The sequence below is a fragment of the Acinetobacter sp. LipI_23 genome, from assembly GCF_058243045.1.
On sequence record NZ_JBZAYJ010000001.1, the window covers coordinates 3,065,877 to 3,078,934 of the forward strand.

14 protein-coding genes and 1 pseudogene are annotated in these 13,058 nt (G+C 41.6%); 9 read left to right on the forward strand and 6 right to left on the reverse strand.

Annotated elements, in window-relative coordinates:
- Positions 1-157: 157 nt before the first annotated feature.
- Positions 158-1,219: pseudogene (locus AC4CVD_RS15145) on the reverse strand (RNA-guided endonuclease InsQ/TnpB family protein).
- A gap of 145 nt (positions 1,220-1,364) precedes the next feature.
- Positions 1,365-2,519, reverse strand: a complete 1,155-nt coding sequence (gene hemW / locus AC4CVD_RS15150; protein ID WP_490753532.1) for a radical SAM family heme chaperone HemW — start codon at positions 2,517-2,519, stop codon at positions 1,365-1,367.
- A 124-nt stretch (positions 2,520-2,643) separates the two neighbouring features.
- Here hemW and AC4CVD_RS15155 point away from each other — a divergent pair, with 124 nt between their 5' ends.
- Positions 2,644-3,105 carry a DMT family transporter gene (locus tag AC4CVD_RS15155; protein ID WP_005401310.1) on the forward strand — a complete coding sequence of 154 codons (462 nt, stop codon included), beginning with the start codon at positions 2,644-2,646 and terminating at the stop codon, positions 3,103-3,105.
- Between the two features lie 101 nt (positions 3,106-3,206).
- Entirely contained in the window at positions 3,207-4,508 is a 1,302-nt protein-coding gene (locus AC4CVD_RS15160; protein ID WP_114837668.1) for an MATE family efflux transporter, read from the forward strand.
- Positions 4,509-4,563: 55 nt separating this feature from the next.
- Here AC4CVD_RS15160 and AC4CVD_RS15165 read toward each other — a convergent pair whose 3' ends face one another.
- Positions 4,564-4,773 (reverse strand): DUF1737 domain-containing protein, encoded by a 210-nt coding sequence (locus AC4CVD_RS15165; protein ID WP_004691402.1) that lies wholly within the window; start codon positions 4,771-4,773, stop codon positions 4,564-4,566.
- A gap of 193 nt (positions 4,774-4,966) precedes the next feature.
- Between AC4CVD_RS15165 and AC4CVD_RS15170 the strand changes: the two genes are divergently transcribed.
- Together AC4CVD_RS15170 and AC4CVD_RS15175 are read left to right on the forward strand one after the other, a co-directional pair.
- Positions 4,967-6,265 carry an ABC1 kinase family protein gene (locus AC4CVD_RS15170; protein ID WP_490753386.1) on the forward strand — a complete coding sequence of 433 codons (1,299 nt, stop codon included), beginning with the start codon at positions 4,967-4,969 and terminating at the stop codon, positions 6,263-6,265.
- A gap of 129 nt (positions 6,266-6,394) precedes the next feature.
- Positions 6,395-6,649 carry a type B 50S ribosomal protein L31 gene (locus tag AC4CVD_RS15175; protein WP_078389975.1) on the forward strand — a complete coding sequence of 85 codons (255 nt, stop codon included), beginning with the start codon at positions 6,395-6,397 and terminating at the stop codon, positions 6,647-6,649.
- Between the two features lie 121 nt (positions 6,650-6,770).
- Here AC4CVD_RS15175 and crcB read toward each other — a convergent pair whose 3' ends face one another.
- Positions 6,771-7,148 (reverse strand): fluoride efflux transporter CrcB, encoded by a 378-nt coding sequence (crcB, locus tag AC4CVD_RS15180; protein ID WP_436905871.1) that lies wholly within the window; start codon positions 7,146-7,148, stop codon positions 6,771-6,773.
- A 386-nt stretch (positions 7,149-7,534) separates the two neighbouring features.
- On the opposite strand from crcB, the gene AC4CVD_RS15185 reads away from it, so the two are divergent.
- Positions 7,535-7,867 carry a HopJ type III effector protein gene (locus AC4CVD_RS15185; RefSeq protein ID WP_104221770.1) on the forward strand — a complete coding sequence of 111 codons (333 nt, stop codon included), beginning with the start codon at positions 7,535-7,537 and terminating at the stop codon, positions 7,865-7,867.
- Between the two features lie 217 nt (positions 7,868-8,084).
- On the opposite strand, the gene AC4CVD_RS15190 is transcribed toward AC4CVD_RS15185, so the two are convergent.
- Positions 8,085-8,645 (reverse strand): hypothetical protein, encoded by a 561-nt coding sequence (locus tag AC4CVD_RS15190; RefSeq protein ID WP_436905872.1) that lies wholly within the window; start codon positions 8,643-8,645, stop codon positions 8,085-8,087.
- Positions 8,646-8,909: 264 nt separating this feature from the next.
- On the opposite strand from AC4CVD_RS15190, the gene AC4CVD_RS15195 reads away from it, so the two are divergent.
- Together AC4CVD_RS15195 and AC4CVD_RS15200 are read left to right on the forward strand one after the other, a co-directional pair.
- Positions 8,910-9,791 carry an IS982 family transposase gene (locus AC4CVD_RS15195; protein WP_490753387.1) on the forward strand — a complete coding sequence of 294 codons (882 nt, stop codon included), beginning with the start codon at positions 8,910-8,912 and terminating at the stop codon, positions 9,789-9,791.
- Positions 9,792-9,800: 9 nt separating this feature from the next.
- Positions 9,801-10,445: a class I SAM-dependent methyltransferase gene (locus AC4CVD_RS15200; protein ID WP_436905873.1), complete on the forward strand. Its 645-nt coding sequence runs from the start codon at positions 9,801-9,803 to the stop codon at positions 10,443-10,445.
- Between the two features lie 62 nt (positions 10,446-10,507).
- On the opposite strand, the gene AC4CVD_RS15205 is transcribed toward AC4CVD_RS15200, so the two are convergent.
- A complete protein-coding gene (locus AC4CVD_RS15205; protein WP_005401318.1) occupies positions 10,508-10,981 on the reverse strand; it encodes a Holliday junction resolvase-like protein in 474 nt (157 codons plus the stop codon).
- 123 nt (positions 10,982-11,104) lie between these two features.
- On the opposite strand from AC4CVD_RS15205, the gene AC4CVD_RS15210 reads away from it, so the two are divergent.
- Positions 11,105-11,749: a ParA family protein gene (locus tag AC4CVD_RS15210; RefSeq protein ID WP_201706832.1), complete on the forward strand. Its 645-nt coding sequence runs from the start codon at positions 11,105-11,107 to the stop codon at positions 11,747-11,749.
- 136 nt (positions 11,750-11,885) lie between these two features.
- Complete coding sequence (locus AC4CVD_RS15215; protein ID WP_490753533.1) at positions 11,886-13,007, forward strand: AI-2E family transporter; 1,122 nt, start codon at positions 11,886-11,888, stop codon at positions 13,005-13,007.
- Positions 13,008-13,058 lie beyond the last annotated feature (51 nt).

Below are 13,058 nucleotides of genomic sequence, written 5' to 3' on the forward strand. Positions count from 1 at the left end.
AAATATATCGGCTTTGATGATGGTTATACTAATTGGAGTTCTTGGCTTGATCGAATGCCATTTAAGTAATCATGCAAGTTAAAAAATTGGCTTGAGATCTTCACTCAAACCCTGATAGTAATTCATACAATCATGGCTTTTTGACATCCTCCCCGACCTAAAGGACGGGTATTCCTACTGCTAGGCGCTTATGTCCAAGCGCGAGTATGTTCTTGGCAGCATTGCAATCACGATCATTGACAGCACCGCATTCACATTCCCATACTCTTATTCGCAAATCTATCCTACCTTTCGGACTGCTTGCGGTGATCTCACCGCAGCTCGAACAGATTTGGGTCGTGAATCTCTCACTCACTTCTTCAAACAATACTTTTGCGCTCTCGCATTTATACCGAAGCATTGTTTTGAATGCACTAAACCCTTAATCTAAAACAGATTTTGCCATTTTAGTTTTGACCAGTTTAGCTGCACTCAGATTTCCAACTACAATCATTGCATGGCGTTTTACAAGCTTAGAACTCTCTTTATGCAAATGATCTTTGCGACAGTTCTTGATCTTGGTGTGTAATGCACGTACACGTTTTTTATCCTTTGCTCTTTGAGCAATACCTAGTTTCTGTTCATATTTACGATAGTGCTTTGGATTTGTCACCACATAACCATCTGAACAGGTGGCTAGGTCTTTTAAGCCTAAATCAATACCAATCGCAGTTGTACCTTTGGACTGGACAGACTTGGTATGATCTTCAACTGTCAGGCAGACATACCAATGCCCACGACTATCTTCAACAAATGAACCCGATTTAACCTTGTATGAGCCAATGCCATAGCTATCCCATAGTTTGAATTGATGCTTGCCATACTGGATATAGCCATCTGTATATTTCACAGCAACTTTTTTGAATGGTATCCATCCAAGTGATTTTTTGGCTGATTTCCTGTTGCTGACCCGCCATTTCAATTTTGATTTTTTAAACTGCTTTCTTCGTATGACTAATTCTTCGGTCACAGCCTGAATCGTTTGGCTGTGTAAATTACATTCCTTGGATGTGCCTTTTGTGTACTTGGCAATGTCGTAAGCACTAAGAAATTCACCTTTCCCTTTTAGGTGTCTAAAACTTAAATCATTGACATAATTCCAGACAAAGTTCACCTCAGATACTAACTGTTCGAGCACCTTGCTGTGTTTGTCTTTTATGCGTAATTTAAGTGTTTTCATACGATTACTTTATCAATTTAATCAAAGAATAGAATGACAAAAAGTAAATAATTTAATTAAAACGACATTTCATGTCGTATCGCTGACGCGACTCGCTTATATCCCCGACCTAAAGAACGGGGTTTTACGTTCGATTTGATAAAACTTAGATAAATTCTTCTAACACTGAGTTTAAAAACACATGCCCTTGCTCGGTACATGCTAAGCGCGTGGCATCATCTACAATTAATTTTCGAATGCGTAGTGAGTCCAACGTTTCAGCCAAACTATCCAGATTCAAACCTGTACGCTGCGCATAACATTCAACTGCAACCCCATCATTTAAACGCAAAGCATTCATCATAAACTCAAATGGAAGTTCGTCGGCTTCAATCCGCTTAAACTGCACATGCTCCGCAGGGACTTTAGCTAAATAGTCTTTCGGTAAACGAGTTTTCTGGAACCGATAGACCCCATCTGGCTGGGTAACTTTGGCATGTGCACCTGCCCCTATCGCTAAATAGTCGCCAAACTGCCAATAATTCAAATTATGTGCGGAAGGCTGCTCTTTACGCCATGCCGAAACTTCATAATTGATAAAACCCTGTGCTCTTAAATAAGCTTCGCCTTGAACTTGAATCTCTTCAAGCACATCGTCCACAGGTAAGACAGGCTTAGTTCTAAAGAACACAGTATTGGGTTCAATCGTGAGTTGATACCATGAAATATGGGTTGCACCATTGTCCACGGCAAGCTTCAAATCCAGTAGAGCTTGCTCTAAAGTTTGCTCAGGTAAACCATGCATGAGGTCGACATTAATACGTTTAAAGCCTGCATCACGCGCAAGACCAATTGCTGAAATCGCATCGGCGTTACTGTGAATTCGTCCCAACTTGGTTAAATGTTCAGTATTAAAACTTTGAACCCCTATCGATAACCGATTGATACCAACCGCCAAATAATCGGCAAAAGGATCATGTTCGACTGTACCTGGATTGGCTTCTAAGGTAATTTCACAATCCACCTCAAAAGGCAGTAGTGCTTTTAACTGGGCAAATAACCATTGATACCCTTGCGCTGAAATCAAAGACGGTGTTCCGCCGCCAATGAACACACTATGAATATGACGCCCTTGAGCAAACTCAAGCTGAGTTTTAAAGTCCTCGACCAAAGCATGTAAATATTCTTGCTCTAAATCTAAAGACAGTTTGCCATCTGGCACCGCATGCGAATTAAAGTCGCAATAGGGGCACTTACGCACACACCACGGCATGTGAATATATAAAGACAACGGAATATTTGCAGGATGTAAATCAGTCAAGGAATAGACTCTAAAGCACAGCGGTAATCTTGCATATTTTAACATGACTGCATCAAGACACTTATGAAATCTGAATCTATTTGGATTAGACTGATAAAAAGACAAGAAGAATGAATGGTTTAAAATGATGAAAATATCGAGCCACTTGCTGTTTATGCTACCACTGGCCTTTGGTATTGGCATTGCTATGACTTTTCAAACGGCGCTGAATACACAGCTCAGAGAATATTTTTACTCTCCACTACAAGCCGCATTGTTATCCTTCTTCATTGGAACCTGCGTTTTAGCACTTTTGGTTGTACTCCAACCTGTGGACAAACCGCAGTTACATGATTTTTCCAATATTCCATGGTACTTATGGCTCGGTGGTTGCTTAGGGGTTTATGCCATCAGTATAAGCATCTATACTGCGCCTAAATTAGGCTTTCTCACGTTTTCAGGTTTGGTTATTTTTGGACAAATCCTGACCTCGATGATTTTTGACCACTATGGTCTACTTGGTACCGAAAAAACCCCTGTCAATTGGCAGCGTTTACTTGGTGGCGTCGTAATTTTTATTGGTGTGCTTCTCACTTTACAACGCTGAATTTATTTAGACCAAGCACATGATGAATATGAGTAATTTTTGTGTCGACTACAAATAAAATCACGTCCCATCGTTTCGAATTAAAAAAGTTATTGGTGTTAATGCTGCCCATCCTGATCACGCAGTTTTCTCAAGCGGGTCTCGGGTTAATTGATACCATCATGGCGGGGCATTTATCCCCTACCGATTTAGCCTCAATTGCCGTCGGTGTCGGTTTATGGATACCAGTGATGTTGCTATTCAGTGGCATCATGATTGCGACAACGCCGTTGGTGGCAGAAGCCAATGGCGCACGCACCCCTGAAAAAATCGCCACTATTGCTCGTCAATCCCTGTGGGTGGCCTTTATTTTGGGGAGCATTGCGGGTTTAATTTTACAAGCCATGCCGCTGTTATTGCCCCTCATGGGTGTTCCTGCAAACTTACTACCTAAAGCCAGCCTATTTTTACATGCCATTGGCTTTGGCATGCCTGCGGTGACTATGTATGCCGCACTGCGTGGATATTCTGAAGCACTTGGTCACCCACGTCCTGTGACCGTCATTAGCTTAGCGGCCTTGGTCCTTTTGGTTCCACTGAACTTTGTCTTTATGTATGGTTTCGGCCCGATTCCAGCACTCGGTTCGGCAGGCTGCGGATTTGCCACTGCTATTTTACAATGGATCATGTTTTTCACCTTGGCCACTTATATTTTTAAAGCCTCGGCATATCAAAAAACTCAAGTGTTTAGCACTTGGGAGAAGATGGATCGCTACTGGATCGAACGCATTTTAAAACTTGGTCTACCCATTGGCTTAGCTATTTTCTTCGAAGTCAGTATTTTTAGTACCGCTGCGATTATTCTGAGTCCATTGGGTGAAACCATTGTAGCGGCGCATCAGATTGCAATGTCGGTCACCTCTCAGTTGTTTATGATTCCGATGTCTCTTGCCATCGCCCTGACTATTCGTGTCGGGACTTACTATGGCGAAAAAAACTGGGAGGCTATGCGAAAGGTGCAAAAACTCGGACTGGCTACAGGCACAGTTTTGGCGCTGATGACCATGCTGCTGATTGCACTGTTTCGTCCTGAAATTGTGGCAATTTATACCTCTGATCATGAAGTATCAGAAGTTGCGATGTATTTACTGCTGTTCGCACTCGCCTACCAGCTGATGGACGCTTGGCAAATTAGTGCCGCAGGCTGCTTACGCGGCATGCAAGACACCAAAGGCCCGATGTGGATTACCATGGTTGCCTATTGGATCGTGGCTTTCCCAGTCAGCATTTATTTGGCGCGCTACACCAACATAGGTGCAGCAGGTGTTTGGATTGGACTGATTGTCGGTTTAAGCGTGGCGTGTGCCCTGCTCTTGCTCCGTCTTTATAACAACAATAAACGCCTCAGTCAGGACTATCCATAAGTCATGCATGGCATGGAATAGGAAGGAGCCAGACTCTTCTCCTATTCCCGCTGTTCTACTGTTGTGCCAAAGCGTCTTTCAGACCTTGTGGCACTTCACTTTCATCCTCAACGTCTTTAACCACCACCTGCCCCACGATCACCTCACTACCATTAAAGGTCATGGTGGGTGAACCATACAGGCTATAACCTTCATTCAGTGCTTTGGTGACACGCGCACAAAAATGCACATCGTCCTTGCCTGTAAAATAACGATAAACTTTCATTTATTTCTTACTCAAATTTTTTCGCACAGTGTAACGCGATTTTTAAATGCAGCGACATCTTGTGTGCAATTCACTCAATTGACCACTATTATTTAAATAGAAACATCAGCTTAACAATTTAAAGTAGGCAGTTTTGCATTTGTCGCCTATGATCAAATCTGAGATGTAATGAAGATGCCCCGAGGAATATCGCATGGCAAATACGACTCGTACGCCCGGTCGTCGCTTTATGAAACTTGCCAGCATGACGGCAAGTATCGCAACCAAAACTGTGACCAATTCAATTAAAAACTTCAATGCCGATGAAGATAAAAAAAATGCGGCGCGCAGTCAGCTTTTTCAGGACATTGGACTTCAAATTGCAGACACCTTAGGTGAAATGAAAGGTGCCGTGATGAAAGTCGGGCAAATTGCATCTCAATACAAAGACATTTTTCCGCCTGAAGTGGCACGTGCAATTAGTAAATTACAACGCCAAGCGCCTGCGATGCCTTTTCAAGAGATCAAAGCTCAAGTTGAAAAAGAACTCGGCAAACCGCTCAATCAAATATTTACCGCCTTTGATGAACAACCCTTTGCCGCAGCCTCCATTGGTCAAGTGCATAAAGCCACTTTACCGAGTGGTGAACAGATTGTGGTTAAAGTTCAATATCCGGGTGTGGAAGAAGCCTGTGAAAGCGACTTAAAACAAGTCCGTTTAGCGCTACGCCTAATGGGTGTACTTAAAATTGACCGTAAGCTGCAAGATCAACTCTTTAAAGAAATTCAAGACAGTTTAGACAACGAGCTGAACTATCAAATAGAAGCCCAAAACTTAGAGGTCGCACGTACCTTTCATCAAGCTTTAGACCCTAAAATTATTATTCCTCAAGTCTACAAAGACTATTCAAGCCGCCATATTTTAACCTTAAGCTTAGAGCACGGCGAAAGCATTGAAACTGCCAGTACATGGTCACAAGACACACGCAATGAACTGGGGCGTCGTTTATTTCGTGCCATTGGCCGTGAGATTTTCTTTCTAAAACGCTTTCACTGCGACCCCCACCCGGGTAACTTTGCCTTTCGTGAAGATGGTAGCGTGATCGTGTATGACTACGGTGGTGTCAAAACCCTATCGACAGAAATCGTGATGCATTTTAAGCAGCTGATTCAAGCAGCGCGCGACAGTGATATCTTGGCTATGGAACAGCAATTGACTGCTTTACACTCCATGTCTGAGCAAGGCAAGTTCCCTGCCGACTTGTATGAAGCATGGTTAGAGGTGCTCATGCGTCCACTGACCACTTTGTATGACTTTGCCGAAAACTCAGCGCATCATGATGGTATTGAACTGGTCAAACCATCGCTAAAATACTGGGATGTATTTAAACCCTCACCCGATACACTAATGGTCAATCGCACAGTCTCAGGACATTATTGGAACCTGATTCATCTCAAAGTGCACGACAACCTCAATGATCTATTTGAAGAGTTGGTCCCGCCTCCCGCCTAAATAAAGACTGCGGGCACGATAAAATCGCTACAACTCAATAAACCCAGTTACATAAAGTCACTGGGTTTATTTTGACTTCTAAATTGTTATTTTATAACATTTCAAAATAAAACATTTAAGGAGAAGTCTATGCGTGCCAATATTCATCCAGAGTATCGTGAAGTTCTGTTCCACGACACCAATGCCGACGCGTTTTTCGTGATCGGTAGTACCTTACAGAGTCATCAAACTCGTGAGCATGAAGGCAAGACCTATCCTTACGTCAGTTTAGATATCTCAAGTGCTTCACATCCGTTTTATACGGGCGAACAACGTCAAACTAGTAATGAAGGTCGTGTTGCAAGCTTCAATAAACGTTTCGCGCGTTTCAAACGCTCACAATAATTTCATTTTTCTTTAAGCTATACGCGTTATAGTAAAGATATCAAGAAGCCTAAGACCTCCTCCAGCTTAGGCTTCTTTTTTATGCGTTCTTTTCTGGTTCTGATTTTGACCAGCATTTTTCTTAATGTTTAAGCAAACTATCTAACAGATAAAATCCGATCCCAAGCACGATGACACCCACCACTAAACTCGACAGCGCATAGCTCAACGCTAGGACAGTTTGTCCCTGTCTAAAAAGCTGAAAAGTTTCGAGGCCAAAACTCGAAAATGTCGTAAAACCGCCCAATATGCCCACCATTAAAAACAAGCGAGCTTCTTGTTGTAATACTGGAAACTTCTGGCTGAATGCAAAGAAAATACCCGCAGCAAAACAACCGATGATGTTGATCCACCATGTCGGCCATGGAAAACTCATACTCGGTTTAAACAACCATAATCCTGCACTGTAGCGTAAACAGGCCCCTATTCCGCCCCCCATTGCCACCAAGATCCAATTCATTGACCTATCCTATTCTTTACAAAATACGGTATGGATAAGTCCAAAGTTATCCACAGTTCATCAACTATAACGCTATTAAACCTGAATCAATCCTCGCACTTCAATGTTTTTCAACATCGGTTGTTGATCCTTATATCTTCTTGTATCACTCTCAAAAGTGAACTTCAGCATTCAAACTCACACATGCTTTACATTGGATATTGAACCCAGGATCGCCAAATATCTTTACTTCACCCTAGTGCGCTCTATGACCAATACAACATAGATTCACAAAATCACTAGCACAGGTTCTTCATGCAAAACAGAAGGTTTTCTCTCAGGCAAAAACTCCCAAACATGCAATTTTTGGGTATGATGTGGACATAAATTTAGTCGGAAATAGACGCATGGCACAAGTACTATTGGCTCAGCTTGCAGCGGGCGAAGCAAAATTTTCAGATGTATTGGCATTCATTGAAGCAGCCTATACACATACACCAACTGCATTTAAAAATGGTTTACAGCACAATGCAGCAACTGAAAACCAAGGCAGCGCAAAAGTGTTTTCGTTTGCACAGCTTCAAGGCCTCGATCAAGCGCAAACTTTAAGCCTATTTGCAGAACACTATGCTTCTGTTTTAGCGACACCTGATGCAACAGATCATCAAAATATTCGTCAGTTCATGTTGAATGGTTGGGATGGTATTGAATTTGACGGTACGGCATTAACTGCAAAATAAAGATAAAAAACCACGTTCAAGCAACTTGAACGTGGTTTTCGAACAATACAAGATTAATTTTATTATCAGATATTTATAAAAACTATTAACATTGATACACCTATAAGCATCCACAGATTTGACCAATAGGTTTCACGTGGAGCAAGACTTCATATGGGTGTTAATCGTCTAAAAAAATTAAAACAGCACGATGAAGTAACTCAGCGCTACTTCCACATTACCCCTTTACCCGTTCGATCCATTGGATTGAGTTGACCCGAAATACTTCACACGCACCATCGCCCGTATCAGTCGGGGTTAAGGATGAGGTCCAGACCATATCTTTGTCTTTAATTTCAACCAACTCGCCTTTTAAACGAACCAAATCACCGCGTTTCACGTGTTTAATTTGTTTAGCAATTTCTGGGTTGGCTGGAATAATGTGCATATTTGACACCATTTGCATGGCTTGCTCGGCAGGCACAGGCAAACGATCGATTTTCCAGTTGAGATAACGGTCGTATTGATTCACGGTAATATGGCGTGCAATTTCAGGTTCAGCGAACAAGCCCCAGCTTACGGCGTAGTCAATCGGAGAGAATTTGGCTTGTGCATCATACGAATACATTTTAGAACCTAAAATTCGAAAATCACCTTTAAACGGTTTCAACACCGAAATCGATTGATCTTTAGAGGTCGGCGCTAAACCTTTGGCAATGTTGTAATCTACAGTGGCACTTGCACTGATGGGTAACAGCAAACTGCTGAGTAAACTGAGCAGGATAAATTTAGATTTCATTGCAAACCTCATTCCCATCGACCTAGGAAAATATGAACCAATCTCATCATAGTCCAGTTTTCTGAAAAGAAGCTTATGAACTTAGTAACATTATGAACGAATTATGCAGTCTACTTTTAGCCACAGCACTTTTCAGTTAGGCTAGAGCTGAAGAACAGAGCCCCAAAAACAATCATGCTTTACGCGAATCTCAACTTTTTAAGTCTTTGAAATAAAAAGGACATAACCCAATTTAATTTTCGACTAAGAAAAGCAAAGCAAGTTATGTCCATTTACGAATTTATCATTTCTGTATTTTTAATCATAGAGCAATTTTACTCAGCGATTGTCATTCAACCTTTAAGAAGTAGAGGATTTCCACCCGCTTTAAGTGATATTGAAATTCTTACTATACAAATTGTGGGAGAGTTTCTTGGCTTAGATTCTGATAAAAATATCTGGTTCTACTTTAAACACAATTGGTTTGAATGGTTTCCAAAATTAGGTTCCTATCCTAATTTTTGCAAACATTGTGCAAAATTATGGCATGTAAATCAACAGATTATGTCACAACTAAAATCTGTTTTCGGTTTAGATAATATTGATTTTATCGATGGCTTTCCTATACCTGTTTGTCGTTATGCTAGAGCAAAAAAACATAAAAACTTCAAAGAATCTGCAGGTTTTAGTTATTGTGCGGCTAAACAAGAAAAATATTATGGTTTCAAAGGACATATCGTTATTAACTTTTCAGGAATGATTACAGGCTATACTTTTGCTCCAGCTCATTGTGATGAACGTGATGTTGCACCAGAAATTACTCAAGATATTCAGGGATTACTTGGTGGTGATAAAGGATACTTAAGACCTGAATTAAAACACTATTTTAAGTACCAAGATATTGATTTACAAACACCTTATAGAAAGAACATGACTGATAGCAGGTCTAAGGAAGCTATGGCGAGGCTCATGAATGCTCGTAGAAAAATTGAGACTGTTATAGGTCAATTAACTGAACGATTTCACATTCAAAAAGTAAGAGCTAAAGATTTATGGCATTTAACGCATAGAATTACGCGTAAGATTCTTTCACATACCATTGCAGTAATTTTAAATACACGATTAGGAAATCCACCTTTACAACTGGAAAGCCTTATTCAAAGTTGAGATTGGCGTATACTTTATAAATACTATCAACAACACATCTTTCCACATGTCCTGAATCAGGTCATGCAAGTACCAAGCTTAATGGACAAGCGCCACGAACTGCTTTTGCCAATTCAGGGAGAGGTATTGGAAATTGGTTTTGGTACAGGGCTGAATCTGCCCTTTTATCAAAATGTCGATACTGTCTTTGCCCTTGAACCCAGTCCTGAAATTTATCATTTGGCTTTAGAGCGGATACAAGCAGCAGCATTTGAAGTGCATCATGTACAAGCCCGTGCGGAAAAGCTGCCTTTTGCTGACCATAGCCTTGAGCATGTAGTCAGTACATGGACACTGTGTAGTATTGCTGAGCTAGAACAGGCTTTGGCGGAAATATTACGGGTGCTCAAACCGGGTGGCACCTTACATGTTGTGGAGCACGTATTAAATACAAATAACCTTTATATTCAGCGCCTACAACACTTACTCACGCCTGTGCAAAAGCGTTTAGCCGATGGCTGCCATCTCAATCGAAATATTGAACAAGCCTTAAAAGCAGCAGGATTTAATATGATAGAACAGCACTACTTTTATGCCGAAGGTATTCCGAAACTCGGACAACTGATGTTTTTTGCACGCGCTCAAAAGCCATACTCAAGTGACGGGCTATCATAGTCATGAAGAAAGCACCTGCTCTATATCAAGCAAGATACTTTCATGGGTGCACATCGCCAAGCTTATTCAATCGTATCAAAGTCAATGCGAACCGTTTCAAAACGAACCCTCCCAGCTTGAATCGCTTGCGCAATAGCAACTTGTCCTTTGGTTAACCTCGCCCCACCGCTTTTAATATCAATGAGAACAATTTCAATATCCTCTGGTCGCCCTTCACCATCACGCAGGTCGGTATAACCATCAAATACCACATAGTCGACAGGATCACCCAAAAACTTGGCATCACTAGGTAAGTATTCAAACTGAGGCATAATCGGTGCCAGTTGCTCCGCCATTTTGCCTTTGAGCACTGCACGACTGGTATTGACACTGCGCTTTTGTGCTTGAGCCAAAGCCTGCTGATGCTCTAGTTCTAATTCAGCAATGTAGCGCTCATATTCTGCTTTGATGCGTCCATTTCGGCTGTGACTTAAAATGAGGGTGGTCAAGACCACACCAATTGCTGCACCGATCAACATTGCCATCCATATGGACATGGTTCTTTCCTAATTTTGTGCTACAGGTAGCAAGATTTAAACTTACAACTTTGGTTTGGTGCCATATGCGACACACAAAAGAATGATATGCTAGAGGTGAGCAGAATAAAATCATTTAAGGTCATGAAAACGATATTAATCGCCAACCAAAAAGGTGGTTGTGGCAAAACGATAACCGCAATCAATTTAGCTTCGGCACTCGCACAAAAAGGTTATAAAGTGGCTTTGGCCGATGCCGATAATCAAAAATCTGCTCGTCAGTGGCTAAAACAGCGTCCTGACCACGTAGCACATATTGAAAGTTTGGATTGGCGTCATGAAAAATCAATTGGTGAAGTCCCTAAAAATATTGAATATTTAATTATCGATGCGCCGGGTGCACTATCTGGTGAGCATGCGGAACAGCTGGTCAGTGAAGCGCATGCGATTGTGACCCCACTGCAACCCTCGTTTTTTGATATTGACAGTACCCGTCGTTTTTTAAAGCATTTACAAGACATTAAACGCATTCGTAAAGGCAAAGTGCAAATTTTGCTTTTGGCCAATCGGGTCAAAGCCAACAGCGCCAGTGCCAAAGACATCCAAGATTTTTTTGCGAAAATTGAACAACAACCTGTAGCATGGATTTCAGAACGTACTGCGTATGGCCAATTGGCAATGCAAGGTTTAAGCGTATTTGATAAAACACAAAAGAATTACCTCTCCATTCAAAGTCAATGGCAACCGCTGCTCAACGCCATTGTCGATGACCCAAGTGCTTGGTTCTAAAATATTTGCTATAGATAAAACGGGGCTATTCCCTATTTATAGTCGGTTATTCACGAGAACTTACCAAGGGTACGTTCTCGTGCGCATTTTTTTCAGTTAATATGACTTTGACCTTAGAGATATAGCAGTGAATACCGTGCAACGATACGCACCAGCCTTACAAAAAGTATTGTTATTTGGACTGATTTTTATTCTGTTCTATTTGAGCTTTCAAGTCCTGAAATACTTTATTGTACCTGTGCTTTGGGCTGCGATTATTGCCTACATCACTTGGCCTTTATATCACTCAGTACAGAAACTCTGTGGACCGCGTCCAACCTTAAGCGCCACCATCATGATCAGTATGGTGGTGTTAGTTGTCGGTATCCCGCTGACCTTTGCCATCTTTATGCTGCAACATGAAGGTCGTAATCTGTTTTATGAACTGCAAAGACAAGTGTTCTCAGGTCATTTAGATGTTCCGCAATTTATTCGGGACTTGCCCATTATTGGTAAAGAAGTCACTCGCACCTTAAAAGAAATCAATACCGATCCTAACAGTATTGTGCAAAATGTCACGGGCTGGTTCCAAAGCCACTTAAGTTATGGTCGTTTGGTGCTAAGTGAAATCAGTAAAAATATTTTTAAACTCTGTTTTGCGGTGATGTCGTTATTCTTCTTCTATCGTGACGGACAAACCATTTTAAATCAGGTCAGTAAAGCGCTGGAGATGGTGATTGGCCCACGTATCCACCACTATTTAGACACCATTTCAGAAACCACGCGTGCTGTGGTCTATGGAGTTGGCCTGACTGCAATTGCGCAAGCACTCTTGGCAGGCCTGAGCTATTTTGTTGCTGGTGTGCCAAACCCAATGGTACTGACCATTGTAACCTTTATCTTTGCACTCATTCCTTTTGGCCCTCCTGTGGCATATAGCGCCGTGTCTTTATGGTTATTCTTTCAAGGGCAGACTATTGAAGCGATTGGTGTGATGGTATGGGGGGGTTGTGTAGTCAGTACAGCAGACAATGTAATTCGCCCATTGGTGATCTCAGGTGCCACACAAATTCCATTCTTACTCATCATGTTTGGTGTATTGGGTGGTTTAGCCAGCTTTGGTATGGTCGGTTTATTTGTCGGACCCGTGATTCTAGCGGTACTATTAGCCATTTGGCGGGAATGGCTACATGAACAAGTGAATGAACCCCTAATGATGCCGAAAGCAACATTGGCTTATGATCCACCCGAAGAGCCTTTAGATACGCCAAAAAAATAAGTTCAGTGAAATGACTTGAACGCATGCTTTCATTGAAAGCATGCGTTTTTT

Excerpts from the sequence above, each read along its gene's own strand:
- AC4CVD_RS15170 (WP_490753386.1), top strand. The coding sequence starts at position 4,967 with ATGGCAAATACGACTCGTACGCCCGGTCGTCGCTTTATGAAACTTGCC.
- crcB (WP_436905871.1), bottom strand. The coding sequence starts at position 7,148 with ATGAATTGGATCTTGGTGGCAATGGGGGGCGGAATAGGGGCCTGTTTA.
- AC4CVD_RS15190 (WP_436905872.1), bottom strand. The coding sequence starts at position 8,645 with ATGAAATCTAAATTTATCCTGCTCAGTTTACTCAGCAGTTTGCTGTTA.
- AC4CVD_RS15165 (WP_004691402.1), bottom strand. The coding sequence starts at position 4,773 with ATGAAAGTTTATCGTTATTTTACAGGCAAGGACGATGTGCATTTTTGT.
- AC4CVD_RS15160 (WP_114837668.1), top strand. The coding sequence starts at position 3,207 with ATGCTGCCCATCCTGATCACGCAGTTTTCTCAAGCGGGTCTCGGGTTA.
- AC4CVD_RS15155 (WP_005401310.1), top strand. The coding sequence starts at position 2,644 with ATGATGAAAATATCGAGCCACTTGCTGTTTATGCTACCACTGGCCTTT.
- AC4CVD_RS15205 (WP_005401318.1), bottom strand. The coding sequence starts at position 10,981 with ATGTCCATATGGATGGCAATGTTGATCGGTGCAGCAATTGGTGTGGTC.
- AC4CVD_RS15210 (WP_201706832.1), top strand. The coding sequence starts at position 11,105 with ATGAAAACGATATTAATCGCCAACCAAAAAGGTGGTTGTGGCAAAACG.
- AC4CVD_RS15175 (WP_078389975.1), top strand. The coding sequence starts at position 6,395 with ATGCGTGCCAATATTCATCCAGAGTATCGTGAAGTTCTGTTCCACGAC.
- AC4CVD_RS15195 (WP_490753387.1), top strand. The coding sequence starts at position 8,910 with ATGTCCATTTACGAATTTATCATTTCTGTATTTTTAATCATAGAGCAA.
- AC4CVD_RS15185 (WP_104221770.1), top strand. The coding sequence starts at position 7,535 with ATGGCACAAGTACTATTGGCTCAGCTTGCAGCGGGCGAAGCAAAATTT.